Source organism: Acinetobacter sp. YH01025, assembly GCF_013420185.1.
In the GTDB taxonomy this organism is placed as follows: domain Bacteria; phylum Pseudomonadota; class Gammaproteobacteria; order Pseudomonadales; family Moraxellaceae; genus Acinetobacter; species Acinetobacter indicus.
Genome location: NZ_VOYR01000022.1, coordinates 1 through 14745, shown reverse-complemented (window position 1 = coordinate 14745; position 14745 = coordinate 1). Strand labels below are relative to the sequence as shown.

The window sequence follows — 14745 nt, the reverse complement described above, 5'->3', positions numbered from 1 at the left end:
TCTGCCTGTTTCAAGATGGACATGATCTGACTGTCAGTAAATTTAGATGTTTTCATGCAGAATCTCCTGCTCGTATCTTAAGAGAAAATTCTACTTTTAGATCCTATTATTTTTAGGGGGGATTACCTATCCTAATTAAAAACTGTTTTTTAATAATTTGGAATATAAATAAGATTTAGTTAAAATTAACATTATTCATATAAATTAACATTATGTATTACATTTACTAATAATTTAAAATAATTAGTAGAAAAAAATTATGTTTTAATTATTTCTTTGATTATATAAATTGAGAGTAAAAAATGATTAATACGGAATTTTCAGAGTGTATTTCTGCATGTACAAACTGTTCACTTATTTGTACTGAATGTGCAACTTCTTGTTTAAAAGAAAAAGATTTAGAGATGATGCGTGAATGTATTCAACGTTGTCTAGAATGTGCAGATATTTGTCAGTTATGTGTGCGTATGCAACAACATAACTCACCTTTCCTCAAAGAGATTTGTGAGCTTTGTGCTAAGATCTGTGAATATTGTGCGGAAGAGTGTGAAAAACATTCACATGATCATTGTAAAAAATGTGCTGAGGCTTGCCGTCAGTGTGCAGAAGAATGTCGAAAAATTGCCATGTAAAATACTTCAATAATGTTAATTATATGGCTCTAGACTAACATAATCATTCTGCTAGTCTAGAGCCTTTCCTAAAATTAACATAATACACCTTATACGAAGCCAAAAATGGGAGCTTTAAGCTCCCATTTTTAGTCTTTAATTCGCTTTTTCGCTTCGTCATAAACTATGCTATCAGCTCGTTTTCCGACGGTAATGAGCAGGATAACTACCTGATCATCTTTAACTTGATAGACAAGTCGGACACCAGCTTTTAATAATTTGATTTTATAGCAACCTGCAAGATCGCCTCTAAGCATATTCTTTGGAATATGTGGCTGCTCTATGACTTTGGCTAGTTTCTTTTTAAATTGATCTCGTATAGCAACAGGGAGTTTTTCCCATTCTGCTGTAAAGTCCTTGTGACGTAAAAGCTTATAAGTCATCTAATGTGACTTCCTCAAACATCTCTTTAGGATCATTAATGCGCTTACGGACAAGAGCTAATAATTCTTCATCTTCTTCTGAAATCAAAGCTTTTTTGACAGGCAGTTTCCCAGTCGTAGCAACATACTCAAGAATACTAGTGAAGAAATCCGTAGGTGTAATACCTTGCTCTTTAAGGATTGAATAAGATTTTTCTTTAAGGGCTTCATCGATCCTGAAGTTAACAGTAGCCATCATATTTCCCAAGTATTTAATGTACTAGGAATATTGTAATGCAAATTGCATTACAAGTCGACTTCGCATAACAGCCATTATGTTAAATGGAAGGAAGCAAAATAAGTTAACATTTTGCTTCCGGCCACATTAAGCTAGAGTTTTATTTAAATAAAGCTATTTAGTAATCATTAAATTAATTAAAATCTAAATCTAACACCAGCTCCATATAACCAACCTTTCTCAGAGTTTGATTCTATTTGCCACGACGTTTCATCATTACCTTTTGAATACTCATAGGCAATGTCGATATACGGCATGATCTTTTTACTGATTTCATAGCGAGTTTCAAACCCTGCGGTTGCACTGCTTAAACCAGTTTTTTTCGCATATTTAGAGTCATCACTAAAGATAGCATCCAACTCTAAATAAGGTTGAATAATCAACTTTTGCGTAATCAGAAAATCACGTTCCGTTTCTAGGCTAAAGCCCGCATAATTGTCTTCTCCCGCATAGAGATAAGCATCAGTTTCAAAGAAATATGGCGCCATACCATGTAAGCCAATCACCGCATCAACATTTTCTTCGGTGTCTTTGCGATGATCATTGAGTTCAACTTTTTCACTACGATAACGTGCACCAATCTGTGCATCCCAAAAGTCTGAAATCATACGGCTATATAAAAGTTTGGCATCATAATGTGCATCATGCGATTCTTCTTTATCGGCATGAATTTTAATAAAAACCTTATTTTCATCTGTGCCAATACGGGTTTCAAACTCTGACTTTAAATCACCTGTGCCATCTTCATTGACAAGCCACTTATTGTCCACTGTCGTAATCGCATAAATTTGCGCACCGTGTTCTGAGCGATGATCATAATGCGAACTCTGCTGAGCATTCGCATCTGGTACATGATGTAAATGATTAACCGTAGATGTTGCCTGATGTTGTGCCTGATTCATTTGGCTATGGTTCATTTGAGAGCGATCCATTTGCATCGGCTGATTTTGACTAGAAGATGTAGCAACTGTCATTTTTTCAGGCGCACTATGATCTTCACCATTATGTGCCAAACTCACTGCACTGACCATCAACAAAGAGCTTGCTAAAACAGTTTTAGAAAAAAGATTAATGGTGCGCATGTTGATCTCCTTTCTGTACTTTTTGATCTTGCTGTTTCTCTGTTGATTTGTGATGCATTGGCTGATGACCTGCATGTTGATGGTTCATCGGTGCTGAATGTGCAGCATGATTCATTTTCCCCATCATCTGCATGTGTTGTGCATGCTCTTGTGGAGAATGCTGTGAATGATCCATCTCAGACATCGCTTGATGATTCATTGATGGTACATTTTTTCCATCAGTCTGAGCAGTTGAATGATGCCCTTCGTGCGCCAAACTTAAGCTTGTTAAACTCAATACCGCAACAGAAAAAAACGCTTTAAATACAAAATTAGTGATGTGCATGTCCAGCTCCTTTTTGCTCAGTTACTTGGTGAGTTTGAGTCGAATTTGTACCTTGAATTGGCGTTGTAGACACTTGTTCATCGCTAACATTTGCCACGATCAACTTGTTCATCATTCCTGCACTCATGTGATACAACAAATGACAATGGATTGCCCATTCGCCCAACTCATCCGCAGTTAATAAAGCAGTCACTGTTTTACCCGGTGGTACAATCAATGTGTGTTTATTCGGCATATCTACCGACTCTTGACCATTCTCCAACTGCATAAACATGCCATGTAAATGCATGGGGTGCGCCATCATACTGTCATTAATAAATTTGATACGGATACGCTCGCCATACTTCACTTTTAATGGCTCAGCATCGCTGAATTTTTTACCGTTAATCGTCCAAATATAACGCTCCATAGTACCGCCCAAACGTACTACTAATTCACTGCTAGCTTCACGAGTATCTTTTTGCGGTTCTAAAGATTTTAAATCACTATATTGCAAGGCTTTATTGCCCGCAGGTGTAGATGCATTTGCCCAACCATAAACCACTTGATCATTTTCTTGTGGTTTTGCTGTGCCATGCTGTGAATGATCCATTTTCGAGTGATCCATGCCTTGCATATCGCCATGGTTCATTTTTGAATGATCCATTTTCGAGTGATCCATGCCTTGCATATTGCCGTGGTTCATTTTCGAATGATCCATTCCTGCATGATCACCGCCACCATGTCCCATATCTTCCATGGTCAAAAGTGAGCGTGGACGTGGTGCAGGCATATGAATGCCATGTGTCATAGGATTTAATTCATTGTGCAGTGTACCAATCGCATAGCCTGCACGGTCAATTGACTCAGCTTCAATTTGATAATGTCCGCCTTTTGGCTCCACAATCACATCATAAGTTTCAGCTGTGCCAATACGAAACTCATCCACAGCAACAGGTTTTACAGGCTGACCATCAGCACTGACCACAGTCATTTTCAAGTTAGGAATACGGACATCGTAGAAAGACATCGCAGATGCATTCACAAAACGTAGGCGAATTTTTTCATTCGGTTTAAACATTCCTGTCCAATTTTGTTCAGGTGTTTTGCCATTAATGAGGAAGGTATAACCTGTAACATCCGACATGTCGGTTTTTAGCATACGCATCTGATTCCACATTTTGCGGTCAGACCATGTCGCTTTTATGCCATCACGTTTAACCTGCTTCCAAACATCACCCAAGGTTTCACGCTGATCTTGATAATATTCAGCTGAAATTTTAAGATCTTTCTGAATTTGATCACTGGTTTTTTCATGAAAATCTGACAACATCACCACATAGTCACGTTCAGCTTTTTCATGTGCTGCCAATGGTGTTTTACCTTTTGGATAAATCACAAAAGAACCATATAAGCCGTCCTGTTCCTGTCCTTTAGAATGAGCGTGATACCAATAAGTCCCGCTTTGGCGAATCTTGAATTTATAAACATACTCGCTTTGAGGCTTAATACCGTTAAAACCATTAAATCCCGGTACACCATCCATAATGCCCGGCAACAACAGTCCGTGCCAATGAATAGAAGAATCTTGGTTTTTTAAATTATTTTTCACGCGAATGATGGCTTCATCACCCTCTTCAAACTCAAGCAAAGGCGCAGGAAATTGACCATTTACGGTAATGCGCTTTACAGGCTTTCCAGTTGGGCTGACCACTGCTTCATCAATAACAAGCTGATATTCACGCACTTCGGCAAAAACCAAAGGCGACGATGCAAAACAAATACCTGCTAATAGGTACGAACTAATTTTATGAGACATAACTTAACCTTAATTTTTGAAAAATAAATAAATTTTAAAAAAATTGGTTAAGCTTTAGGGGGACGTGAAATTTCTTGCCAATACCCATTTAGATATTGGTTGGGGTAATAAAAATTAGGCTGATCTATAGAATAGAAGGTATCTAGGGGATCTAGCGAGCTTTGCAAAGAATGAAGACATGAGATCTGTGTCTGGCAGGATAAGCTAGAACATTCCTGACACTTTTTGTGATCTATATTCTGATTAAGAGCTAAATGATTATGGCAATCGGTATTCGTCTGTACTTCGTGATTAATACCATGTTGAGTGACTTGCTGTGCTTGATCTAAACAATGATCTTGGCTCATTTCAGTTTGCATATTGATATGCATTATCTTTACTGATGCAACAGACACACTACTCCATCCTATGGCAAAAACCATAAGAAAACAAAACCAAAGTTTTTTGGAGAGATGAGTCAACACGAATGCTATCTAGGAATAGAATTTAATCCAAAATATCTTAACGGAATTTTCAAATATTTACAACTCAATATAATTTAGTAGTTTCTCTAAAATTAACATAATACACGTTATCCGAAATAAATAAAATATTTGTTTTAAATCAACATCTTGCAAAATTTAAAAAAGCCCATTCACCCTCGAATGGGCTTTTTATGTGAATAATTATGTTCCACATTTTTCTGGGTTTACGAGCCTAAATTCTTACGATACTGAATGAAACCTGTATTGTCTGCCGACTGATCATATAAGATTTTTGCTAGCTAGATAGTTGGTTTCATGCAGAATCTCCTGCCTATATTTTAAGAGAAAACTTTACTTTTAGATCCTATTATTTTTAGGGAGGATTACCTAGGATAGTCGAAATTATGATATAATTTAATTACTATCATACTCTTATATTTTATTTTAAAAATGAAAATAGGTAATTTTAAAGATAAGTTTGATTCAATATCTAATAAATCTGAAGTATCAATATTATTAGCAAATGGCTTTTCTCAAGCATGGAGTCATGAAATTTTTAATTATAAGTCTTTATTTGATAAAGCTGATTTTGGTACCAGAGATCTCGAAATTCGTCAGTTATTTACGGAATTCGATACCTATGATTTTGAAAAGATCATGAGAATATTAGAGTCAGCACAAAAGATATGTGAATTATATGATGTAGATAAAAATAAAATTATTGAAATACAAAGTGATCAAGAACAGTTGAAAAATTCTCTAGTTAAAGTTATTTCTGATACTCATCCCTTAACATCCAATTTTGTATCAACAAGCCAGTATGAAAAAGCAAGGCCATTCATTAAACAATTTTCTCAAGTGTTTACATTAAATTATGACTTATTGCTTTATTGGGTCATTAATAAAAAAGAAATATCTCCTACAGGATATTTTAGTAAGGACGGTTTTAGATACAATAGTTGGGAAAATACTAGCGATCAAAATGTTTTCTATCTACATGGAGGACTGCATTTATATGATAGTAAAGTGACTATTAACAAACATACATTTAAAGATCACTTAGGTAAGAGTATTGTTGATCATGTAAAAGAAAATCTAGCTGTTGGAAAATTTCCATTATTTGTATCAGAACCTAATTACGAAGCTAAACTTAGTAGAATTCAGCATAATCCATATTTGAACTCATGTTATAAAAAATTAAAAAAAATAAAAGGTTCTTTGTTTATTCATGGGCATTCAATGGCTGAAAATGATCAACATATTTTCGATCAAATTAATAAGAGTGAAGTTGAAAATATTTATATCAGTATATTTGGTGATCAATACTCAGACTCTAATAAAACAACAATTGCTAATGCCCACCGATTTATAGACACTAAAAAAATAAACATTGAATTTTATAAAGCTGAGTCTGCTCCTATTTGGGCTTAAAGAATAGTCACTGATTTTATACGCACATATTAGTCCAAATTATAGAGAATGATTAATTAATTATTTGTAAATATCGATAAACAGCTTGCCGGCTGATACCAAATGCTTTTGCCAGAGCAACTTTGGAGGAATACAGTCCTTCTTTCCAGGCTTGTCGTAAAGCCTCAGCCTGCTCAGTGTTCAATTTATGGACACGACCTTTATATTTCCCTTGAGCCGCTGCAAGCTTAATCCCCTCTTTTTGGCGTTCCAAGATAATTTCCCGCTCGAATTGAGCAAAAGCGCCCATAAGCTGCAACATCAGGTTATCCATCGGAGTGGCCTGGGCCGTGAAAGTAATATTTTCTTTGACAAACTGGATGGCGACTCCCTTCTTTATGAGCTGATCAACTTCAGTAACTAAATCTTTCAGACTTCGAGCGAAACGATCCATAGAGTGCACGACGATCATGTCTCCTTCACGAACATAGCTGAGCATTTCCTGAAATTTCGGACGGGCAGTATTTTTTCCAGAGGCCTTATCGATAAAAACCCTGTCGACTTCGACTCCTTCAAGTTGTCGTCCAATATTCTGGTCAACAGAGCTGACTCTGACATATCCCACCTTATGACCTTTCATCATGCCTTCTACCAAATGCTTATTTCTGCTTATTGTAAATAATGAATATTATATTTCAAAGTTACATGTAACGTATGGACAAAATTTATTTAAATGAGACATAAACTTCAGGGCGTTGTCTGTGTTATTTTAGGGTATACTTTAAAGTTACACAAAACATCTATATGAAGACTAAAGTCCAAATTAGTGTTTATGTTGGTTCAATGTATTACATTTCGTATTTTCTATTTGTAACGTAATTTCAGTAATATTATGATTATGTTTTAGAACTTCTAAGGCATTTTGATAGAGTTGATCTGTATTGCTATTCGGAGCAACCAAATGAGCAGTTAAATGAATATTTCTTGAGGATATAGCCCAGACTTTCAACTGATGAATCCCTTCAACGCCCTCTAGCTTCAATAAATCATTTCTTAACGACTCAATATCAATCTCATCAGGAACTCCTTCAAGCAGAATATGAATACTTTGTTTTAATAAAATCCAAGTTCGAGGTAAGACCCAGAAGCCAATTAACACAGCGATTACGGTATCAACCCACATCCACTGGGTAAAATAAATAACTATTCCTCCGATAATCACGCCTATCGATCCTAGAGCATCACTAAGAACTTCTAAATATGCACCTTTTATATTTAGACTTCCTTCAGCACTAGCAGAAAGGATTTTCATTGAAATCAAATTTATGACCAAACCAATGACCGCGACAATCATCATTCCAACACTTTGAATTTCAGCAGGATTCGTAAAACGTTGATAAGCTTCATATACAATATATATTGCTACCACAAAAAGCATCACCGCATTAAACAGAGCCGCTAAAATTTCAAATCGCTGATAGCCAAAAGTTCTTTTATCATCTGCGGCTTTTTTACCAATTTTGATAGCGGCAAGAGCAATAGCTAAAGCGGCTACATCAGTAAACATATGAGCTGCATCAGATAACAAAGCCAAACTTTGGGTAATAAAAGCAGCGACAACTTCTACTATTAAAAAAGTAGTCGTTAAACCTAAGGCAACCATTAACTTCTTACTATTTTCTTCAGTAACAACCGCATGGCTATGATCATGATGTTCTGACATAAACTATTTTCCTTATTCTATTTATGATGAGCAGAGATATTGGATAACAGCCAATATCTCTGCTGTAAATCGACTAATCTATTGGATTAAGAAACTTTCTTTTCATTTATCCAACGATAAAGCACGGGTAACAGCACCAAAGTTAGTAATGTTGAAGAGATAATCCCGCCAATCACTACGGTTGCCAGTGGCCGTTGAACCTCAGCCCCTGTTCCGGTTGCCAGCGCCATTGGTACAAAACCCAGTGAAGCCACACAAGCTGTCATCAACACTGGTCTTAAGCGCAAAATAGCCCCTTGCCACACGGCTTTATGCACTGGATATTTGTCCCTTAATTCCTTAATAAAGGTCAGCATTACCAGTCCATTGAGGACTGCAACACCAGATAAGGCAATAAAGCCAATTCCAGCTGACATCGATAATGGAATATCCCTTAGCCAAAGGAACAGCACACCACCGGTCAAGGCAAAGGGTACCCCGGTAAAGACCAATAGACTTTCTTTGACATTGTGAAAGACCGCCATCAGTAAAATAAAGATAGTGATTAAAGCCAGTGGAATCACGATTTGCATCCGTGCTTTGGCTGAAGCCAAATTTTCAAACTGACCGCCATATTCTATCCAATAACCACTTGGCAAAGTGTATGCTTTGAGCTGTGTCTGTACATCAGAAACAAAAGACCCTAAATCACGCCCTTCAACATTCGTTGTAACCACAACTCGGCGTTTACCATTTTCTCGACTGACTTGGTTGATTCCTTCAATGGTCGAGACTTGCGCGACATCCGACAATAAAATACTGCCACCATTTGGAAGCTGAATAGGTAACTGGGAAACAGATGCGACACTACGGTCTTGCTCTCCAAGACGGATAACAAAATCAAAACGACGATCGCCTTCTAAAATCTCTCCCACGCTTTGTCCACCAATACTTGCAGCCACCACATCCTGAATAGATTTCACACTCAAGCCATACTGGGCAGCTAAAGCTTTATCAATCTCTACATTGAGTAAAGGCAGACCCGAAGTTTGTTCAACTTTCACCGCACTGCTACCTGCGACTTGCTGAATGATTTTCGCGATTTTTGCAGCCTCAGTATTCAAAACCTGCATGTCATCACCAAAAACCTTCACCCCCACATCACTGCGTATACCTGAAATCAGTTCATTAAAACGTAGCTCAATAGGCTGAGAAAACTCACTGTTATTGCCGGGAATTGTCGCAAGATAAGCTTCCATTCGGGTTCGAAGTGCATCTAGGCTTTCTTTTGAATCTGGCCATTCCTCACGTGGTTTCAGCATGATATAACCATCGGAAATATTCGGTGGCATCACATCTGTCGCCACTTCAGCAGTCCCGGTACGGGCAAATATAGCTTTAATTTCGGGAAAGTTTTTCAGTAAAAGCTTTTCGGTATTTTCCTGAATACGTAAAGACTCTTCCAAGCCTGTGCTTGGAGAACGTAATTGCTGTACCGCAAAATCACCTTCACTCAGCTGGGGTGCAAACTCACTGCCAATCTTCGTGCTGAGCAGACCCGTAATGACCAGGAGACAAATGGCAAAAGTTAAAACCACCGCTTTGTAATGATAGGCTCCATCCAATATCTGTTGATATCGGGTTTTGAGCCAGATCATCCAACGGCTTTCCGTTTCTTTGATCTCCCCTTTAACCCATAAAGCAACTGCAGCGGGCACAAAGGTGATCGATAAAATAATAGCTGCCACCAGTGCGAGAACAACGGTTAAAGCCATCGGATGAAATAGTTTTGCTTCTACACCACTTAAAGCAAAAATCGGCAAATACACCACCAAAATAATAAGCTGACCAAAAATAAGAGGACGACGTGCTTGGCGGGCAGCCAGAAAAACTTCCTTAAAGCGTTCACTTTGTGTGAGAGGTCGTTTTAACAGTTGCTGTGTATGGGCTAAACGCCGGATACAGTTTTCGACAATCACCACAGCACCATCGACAATGATGCCGAAATCGAGTGCACCTAAACTCATCAGATTGGCACTGATATTTTTCTGTGCCATCCCGGTTAAGGTAAACAGCATAGAGAGTGGAATGACACAGGCAGTAATCAAGGCAGCACGGATATTCCCTAAAAACAGGAACAGAATGATGATGACCAGGATTGCTCCCTCTACCAAGTTTTTCTGAACGGTTTTAATCGCCTTCTCAACCAAGGTAGTACGGTCGTACACCGTTTCAATCACTACCCCTTTAGGCAAACTATTCTGAATATCTTGAAGCTTGGCATCCACAGCTTTAGAAACAGTCCGGCTATTTCCACCCATCGCCATCATGGCAATCCCTAAAACGGTTTCTTTGCCGTTATAGGTTGCCCCACCGGTTCTTAAATCATGCCCAATAGAGACTTGCGCAATATCACCAACCCGAATTGGGCTGCCATTTGGGCTACCCAGCATGGTGTTCTCAATATCAGAAAGCCCATTGAATGTACCCGGTACACGTACCGTCAGTTGCTGACCATTGTCTTCAATATAACCTGCACCTCGGTTCTCATTATTTTGCGCTAAAGCCTGTTGCAGTTGTTCTAATGAGATATTCAGTTGCTGCATCCGGTTTAAATCGGGAGAGACCACATAGGTTTTTTCAAAACCACCAATACTGTTGACCTCTGCAACTCCCTTAACACGTTGCAGTTGAGGACGCACAATCCAGTCCTGAATCTCACGCAAATCCATCGGCGTGTATGCAGTTCCATCCGGCTTTTTCGCATTCGGATCTGCCTTCAGTACCCATTGATAAATCTCACCGAGACCCGTAGAAACGGGGGACATCGTCGGTGCGATTTGTGCAGGCAACTCAGATTGCGCCTCCTGTATCCGTTGGTTAATCTGCTGACGGGCCCAATAAATATCAGTCCCATCTTTAAAGACAATGGTGACTTGAGAGAGTCCATAACGGGATATGGAACGGGTAAGCTCCAGATCCGGAATGCCAGCCATGGCATTTTCAATGGGATAGGTAATCCGCTGTTCGACTTCAAGCGCAGTAAAACCCTTGGCTTGAGTATTAATCTGGACTTGGGTATTGGTAATATCGGGTACAGCATCAATCGGGAGTTTCTGATAGCTATACACCCCGACCGCAATCCAGGTACAGACAAAGAGCAACACCCAAATCGCATTTTGTATGGAAAACTGAATGATTCGTTCGAATAAACCTTCTGGTTTTGGCAGATCAGAATTAATGTTCATGGCCTGCCTCGTCTTTTTCTAATTCAGATTTCAACAAGAAACTGCCTTGAGCGATATACTTCTGCCCTTCAGTCAGCCCAGAAATCACTTCAAGCCATTGTCCATCACTTGAAGCCTGCCCCAATTGCACTTTCTGTGCTTTTAAGTGGACTTGACCTTTTTGTTCTGAATCTACGATGAAAATACTGTCTTCACCTTCAATACTTTGCAGCGCAGACTTTTGAATCCGAAGGGCTGATTTTGCTGTAGCTTCCGGAATCAACACTCTCACTAACACATTAGAACGCAACTCAGTAGCTTGCGCATCGAGTTTTGCGCGCACCACCAGACGCCCTGTTTGTACATCTGCATGAGAGGTTAAGCTTTGTACAGTAGCTTTATAGATTTGATCTGAATCATTCACTTTAAAGTCAATTTTTTGCCCGGCTTGCAGTTGACCTGAGAATTGATTCGGCAAATTAAACTCAAGCCATAAATCTTTCAGCTGTTCAATGACAAAGAGCTGATTAGCCAGTTGCACATTTTCACCGACCACAATATCTTTTTGACTGATCACCCCAGAGATCGGTGCTTTAATCAGAAAACGCCCATTGTTATTGCCACTTGCACCTAATGCATTTAAACGTGCTTGTGAGGACTGGACAGTAATCTGCGCTTGACGGTAGGCATTTTCGGCACGCTGGTAATCCTGTTTGGCAGAAATCCCCTGTGACCAGAGTTGCTGTTCGCGCTGGTAATCTTTACGGGCCAAATCCAGATTCACCTGTGCCATACGCAGATTTGCCTGTTGGTCGATCAGTTCAGGCACGATTAGTACAGCCAGCGTTTGTCCTTTTTGCACGCTCTGTCCTAAAGCCACATTGACCTGCTCGACATGACCACTAAAATTAGGCGATATATGCGCTTGTTGATCGGTATTCACCACCAATTTACCTGGCAGGGTTGTCAGCTTTTCAACCAATCCTGTGGATGCAACAGCAACTTTTAAACCTTGTTCAACCATTTGTTGGCTGGTCAGTTGTATTTCGCCTTCTTCAGCATGTCCTTCTTCAGAACTATCTTCATCAGAATGTTCGGCATTTCCCTCATCATGACCATGCCCCTCAGATTCAGTTTTTTTTGAACTTAACCAAATAACCAGACTGACCAAGACCGTAATCAGAATCAAAATTGCAATCATGAGAGACTGGGATATTTTTCCGTTTTGCTTGGCGTTCATTTTATCGTGCTCCCCCATTGATTAAATTTTGCGATGCTTCGACTGCCTTTTTATTCAGTTGTGTATAGGCATCCGAACGGCTAATTTCTTCATAACTTGTGCCAATACTGAGTGCCTCAGCTGCGAGGGCAGTTTGCCAAGCTTGACGTAGAATTTGTAATTGACCCAATCGAAGATTCTGCAGTTGGGTGGTTGCTTGTTGAACGTCGGTAATGGACAGTTTCCCTGCCTGAAACCCTTGTAAAGTACGGCTCTGAACTTTGGTCGCCAAAGTAACTTGTGCTGTTGTGGCATCGAACTGGCTACGTAAACCTTTGAGCTGATGCATGCTGTTGGCAATATTGAGTATTTGTTGCTTCAGCTCACGCTGCTGCTGTTGGTTCAGCAATATTTGCTGTTGCTGGACCATCGGGATCGCATATTGCTGGCGGTTGAAAATATTCAGTGGAATAGCCACGCCGATTGCCAAAGTCGTATCGTTGCTTTCATTAGGGGTTTTGCTACGTTTCATGCCTACATTTAAAGTCGGATTGGGACGTGCCTGAATTCTTAAATTTTCAATTTGATGATCCGATTGCTGAATGTTCAAGGCATAGAATTTTTCTAGCCACCCTTCAGCAATATACCGTTGCACAGTTTGGAGACTTTGCTCTGGCCAAGGGATAGCGGTTTTATTCAATTGAAGATGTGAAGATGTTTCTCCCCCCCACAAATTAGACAGCTGACGACCGGCAGCTTGTTTATTCAGCATCGCTTGCTGATAAAGTCGTTGGATTTCTAGCGCTTCAATTTGGGTACGCTCAAAATCAACCAGGGCAATACTGCCTGCCTGATAGCGTTTCTGGGCACTGTCCAGATTGGCTTTACTTGTTTTTAACTGTACTGAATAAGCAGACTGCTCAACCTCAGCAAGTGCAAATTGCGACCATGCAAATTTAACAATCAGTTGGCTTTGTGCCTTCCATAATTGCTGTTGCAATTGGATTTGTTGATTCGAGGTATTGGCAATCACCCGGTTCAGCTTACGCTGACCAAATAGATCTAGAGGTTGACTAACGCCAACATTGAATTCCTGTTCTTGACCTGAGCCAAAGCCAGACTGTTCTAAACTTATACTTGGATTCTGCCATAACCGACTTTGCTGAATATTCAATTCAGATATTTGCTGAACTTGTTGCCACAGCTTGTCTTGAGTCTGGTAACTTTGTACTTTTGCTAAAGCGGATTCAAAGCTGGTAACGTTTTCAGCATAGCTATATTGCATAGCCGCTGCACATATACAAGCAACCAAGCTATGACGCAAGAGTATAATTGATTGTGAAGACATGATTTTTCCCACTTATTTAAATAATAAAAGTGGTGGGAATGTTTTAGGCTACCCCACCATGAGCGGGGAAAATTCGGGAGGTGGGCTTTGTTGAAACAGGTCAGGAGCCTGATAGCTGTTTTTCCAATGAAATTGTGGATTCACTTTAACTTCAGAGCTTGGATGAAACACATCTACTTTTTCATTTTGTACAATCAAATGCGTCATCGATGGTAGATGATCTTGATGATCTTCACCGATTTCTAAATCGCTACTGAATGTTTTTATGTTTTCTGACTGTCCATTATGATCGTGTTGACGACTATCGCTGGCACACAAGGTATTTTGGTGATGACCAAAATGATAACTCTGCTGTGATTGAGGCTGTTGTTCATGGACACAAAAGGCCGCCGCCACATTCCAAAAGCTTTGGAACATGAACAATCCAACCAAGACTGTAATCCATGTAGTAGAACGCATCATCATAACAATCGAAAAATTTGTACCAAGTATAAGGCTTAGAGCCACTCCAAGGTCAAGCTTAATAAATTAAATTAAACATTCAATGAACACTGAATAGCCGGCACTTTTGCAAATTTACCTTGTCTCTATAAGCTCACATCAATTTCAGGTAAGAATAACAATAGATTGAACCGTACCGGGTTTGTCGGAGAGTCAATATTCTGAGAGACTACCCCGATGACAAAATTAAAATATACCCCTGAAATCAGAGGGTAATCCTCCCATAAATAACCGAAGTTAAAAGTAGAGGTTAAGCAGCCATTAGAGGTGGCTTTCCTTTGTTAGCTTGATGTGGTCTTTCATGGTTGTAATGCCACAACCAGTTTGTTGCATAATCT

At 39.3% G+C, this 14745-nt stretch carries 13 protein-coding genes; 2 read left to right on the top strand and 11 right to left on the bottom strand.

Annotated elements, in window-relative coordinates:
• Nucleotides 1–302: 302 nt before the first annotated feature.
• Nucleotides 303–632, top strand: coding sequence for a four-helix bundle copper-binding protein (locus FTT89_RS14090; RefSeq protein ID WP_004641881.1), 330 nt, complete (start codon nucleotides 303–305; stop codon nucleotides 630–632).
• Between the two features lie 128 nt (nucleotides 633–760).
• Here the strand turns inward: FTT89_RS14090 and FTT89_RS14085 are convergent, their stop codons facing one another.
• The 5 genes from FTT89_RS14085 to FTT89_RS14065 all read right to left on the bottom strand — a co-directional run bounded on the left by FTT89_RS14085 (nucleotide 761) and on the right by FTT89_RS14065 (nucleotide 4536).
• On the bottom strand, nucleotides 761–1054 hold the full coding sequence (locus FTT89_RS14085; protein WP_000221358.1) for a type II toxin-antitoxin system RelE/ParE family toxin: 294 nt from the start codon (nucleotides 1052–1054) through the stop codon (nucleotides 761–763).
• A complete protein-coding gene (locus tag FTT89_RS14080) occupies nucleotides 1044–1289 on the bottom strand; it encodes a type II toxin-antitoxin system RelB/DinJ family antitoxin (RefSeq protein WP_160232258.1) in 246 nt (81 codons plus the stop codon). Before FTT89_RS14080 ends, FTT89_RS14085 begins: the two co-directional genes overlap by 11 nt.
• A gap of 179 nt (nucleotides 1290–1468) precedes the next feature.
• Nucleotides 1469–2413 carry a copper resistance protein B gene (locus FTT89_RS14075; protein ID WP_004668309.1) on the bottom strand — a complete coding sequence of 315 codons (945 nt, stop codon included), beginning with the start codon at nucleotides 2411–2413 and terminating at the stop codon, nucleotides 1469–1471.
• Nucleotides 2400–2738, bottom strand: coding sequence for a hypothetical protein (locus FTT89_RS14070; protein WP_004897649.1), 339 nt, complete (start codon nucleotides 2736–2738; stop codon nucleotides 2400–2402). Before FTT89_RS14070 ends, FTT89_RS14075 begins: the two co-directional genes overlap by 14 nt.
• Complete coding sequence (locus FTT89_RS14065) at nucleotides 2725–4536, bottom strand: copper resistance system multicopper oxidase (RefSeq protein ID WP_034583971.1); 1812 nt, start codon at nucleotides 4534–4536, stop codon at nucleotides 2725–2727. Before FTT89_RS14065 ends, FTT89_RS14070 begins: the two co-directional genes overlap by 14 nt.
• Before the next feature lie 914 nt (nucleotides 4537–5450).
• On the opposite strand from FTT89_RS14065, the gene FTT89_RS14060 reads away from it, so the two are divergent.
• Nucleotides 5451–6431: a DUF4917 family protein gene (locus tag FTT89_RS14060; RefSeq protein WP_177156118.1), complete on the top strand. Its 981-nt coding sequence runs from the start codon at nucleotides 5451–5453 to the stop codon at nucleotides 6429–6431.
• 52 nt (nucleotides 6432–6483) lie between these two features.
• Here the strand turns inward: FTT89_RS14060 and FTT89_RS14055 are convergent, their stop codons facing one another.
• From FTT89_RS14055 to FTT89_RS14030, 6 genes are all read right to left on the bottom strand, one after another.
• Nucleotides 6484–7050: a recombinase family protein gene (locus FTT89_RS14055; protein WP_177156230.1), complete on the bottom strand. Its 567-nt coding sequence runs from the start codon at nucleotides 7048–7050 to the stop codon at nucleotides 6484–6486.
• Between the two features lie 183 nt (nucleotides 7051–7233).
• Nucleotides 7234–8133, bottom strand: coding sequence for a cation diffusion facilitator family transporter (locus tag FTT89_RS14050; protein WP_177156119.1), 900 nt, complete (start codon nucleotides 8131–8133; stop codon nucleotides 7234–7236).
• An 86-nt stretch (nucleotides 8134–8219) separates the two neighbouring features.
• Complete coding sequence (locus tag FTT89_RS14045; protein WP_096902762.1) at nucleotides 8220–11360, bottom strand: efflux RND transporter permease subunit; 3141 nt, start codon at nucleotides 11358–11360, stop codon at nucleotides 8220–8222.
• Nucleotides 11350–12579, bottom strand: a complete 1230-nt coding sequence (locus FTT89_RS14040) for an efflux RND transporter periplasmic adaptor subunit (RefSeq protein WP_104472702.1) — start codon at nucleotides 12577–12579, stop codon at nucleotides 11350–11352. The genes FTT89_RS14045 and FTT89_RS14040 overlap by 11 nt, the downstream gene beginning before the upstream one ends.
• Nucleotide 12580: 1 nt before the next feature.
• Nucleotides 12581–13906: a TolC family protein gene (locus tag FTT89_RS14035; protein WP_035269736.1), complete on the bottom strand. Its 1326-nt coding sequence runs from the start codon at nucleotides 13904–13906 to the stop codon at nucleotides 12581–12583.
• A 48-nt stretch (nucleotides 13907–13954) separates the two neighbouring features.
• Complete coding sequence (locus FTT89_RS14030) at nucleotides 13955–14365, bottom strand: cation efflux protein, CzcI-like (RefSeq protein WP_197704863.1); 411 nt, start codon at nucleotides 14363–14365, stop codon at nucleotides 13955–13957.
• Between the last annotated feature and the right edge of the window lie 380 nt (nucleotides 14366–14745).

Coding starts and splice junctions, on each gene's coding strand:
- FTT89_RS14090 (WP_004641881.1), top strand. CDS start 303: ATGATTAATACGGAATTTTCAGAGTGTATTTCTGCATGTACAAACTGT.
- FTT89_RS14085 (WP_000221358.1), bottom strand. CDS start 1,054: ATGACTTATAAGCTTTTACGTCACAAGGACTTTACAGCAGAATGGGAA.
- FTT89_RS14080 (WP_160232258.1), bottom strand. CDS start 1,289: ATGGCTACTGTTAACTTCAGGATCGATGAAGCCCTTAAAGAAAAATCT.
- FTT89_RS14075 (WP_004668309.1), bottom strand. CDS start 2,413: ATGCGCACCATTAATCTTTTTTCTAAAACTGTTTTAGCAAGCTCTTTG.
- FTT89_RS14070 (WP_004897649.1), bottom strand. CDS start 2,738: ATGCACATCACTAATTTTGTATTTAAAGCGTTTTTTTCTGTTGCGGTA.
- FTT89_RS14065 (WP_034583971.1), bottom strand. CDS start 4,536: ATGTCTCATAAAATTAGTTCGTACCTATTAGCAGGTATTTGTTTTGCA.
- FTT89_RS14060 (WP_177156118.1), top strand. CDS start 5,451: ATGAAAATAGGTAATTTTAAAGATAAGTTTGATTCAATATCTAATAAA.
- FTT89_RS14055 (WP_177156230.1), bottom strand. CDS start 7,050: ATGAAAGGTCATAAGGTGGGATATGTCAGAGTCAGCTCTGTTGACCAG.
- FTT89_RS14050 (WP_177156119.1), bottom strand. CDS start 8,133: ATGTCAGAACATCATGATCATAGCCATGCGGTTGTTACTGAAGAAAAT.
- FTT89_RS14045 (WP_096902762.1), bottom strand. CDS start 11,360: ATGAACATTAATTCTGATCTGCCAAAACCAGAAGGTTTATTCGAACGA.
- FTT89_RS14040 (WP_104472702.1), bottom strand. CDS start 12,579: ATGAACGCCAAGCAAAACGGAAAAATATCCCAGTCTCTCATGATTGCA.
- FTT89_RS14035 (WP_035269736.1), bottom strand. CDS start 13,906: ATGTCTTCACAATCAATTATACTCTTGCGTCATAGCTTGGTTGCTTGT.
- FTT89_RS14030 (WP_197704863.1), bottom strand. CDS start 14,365: ATGCGTTCTACTACATGGATTACAGTCTTGGTTGGATTGTTCATGTTC.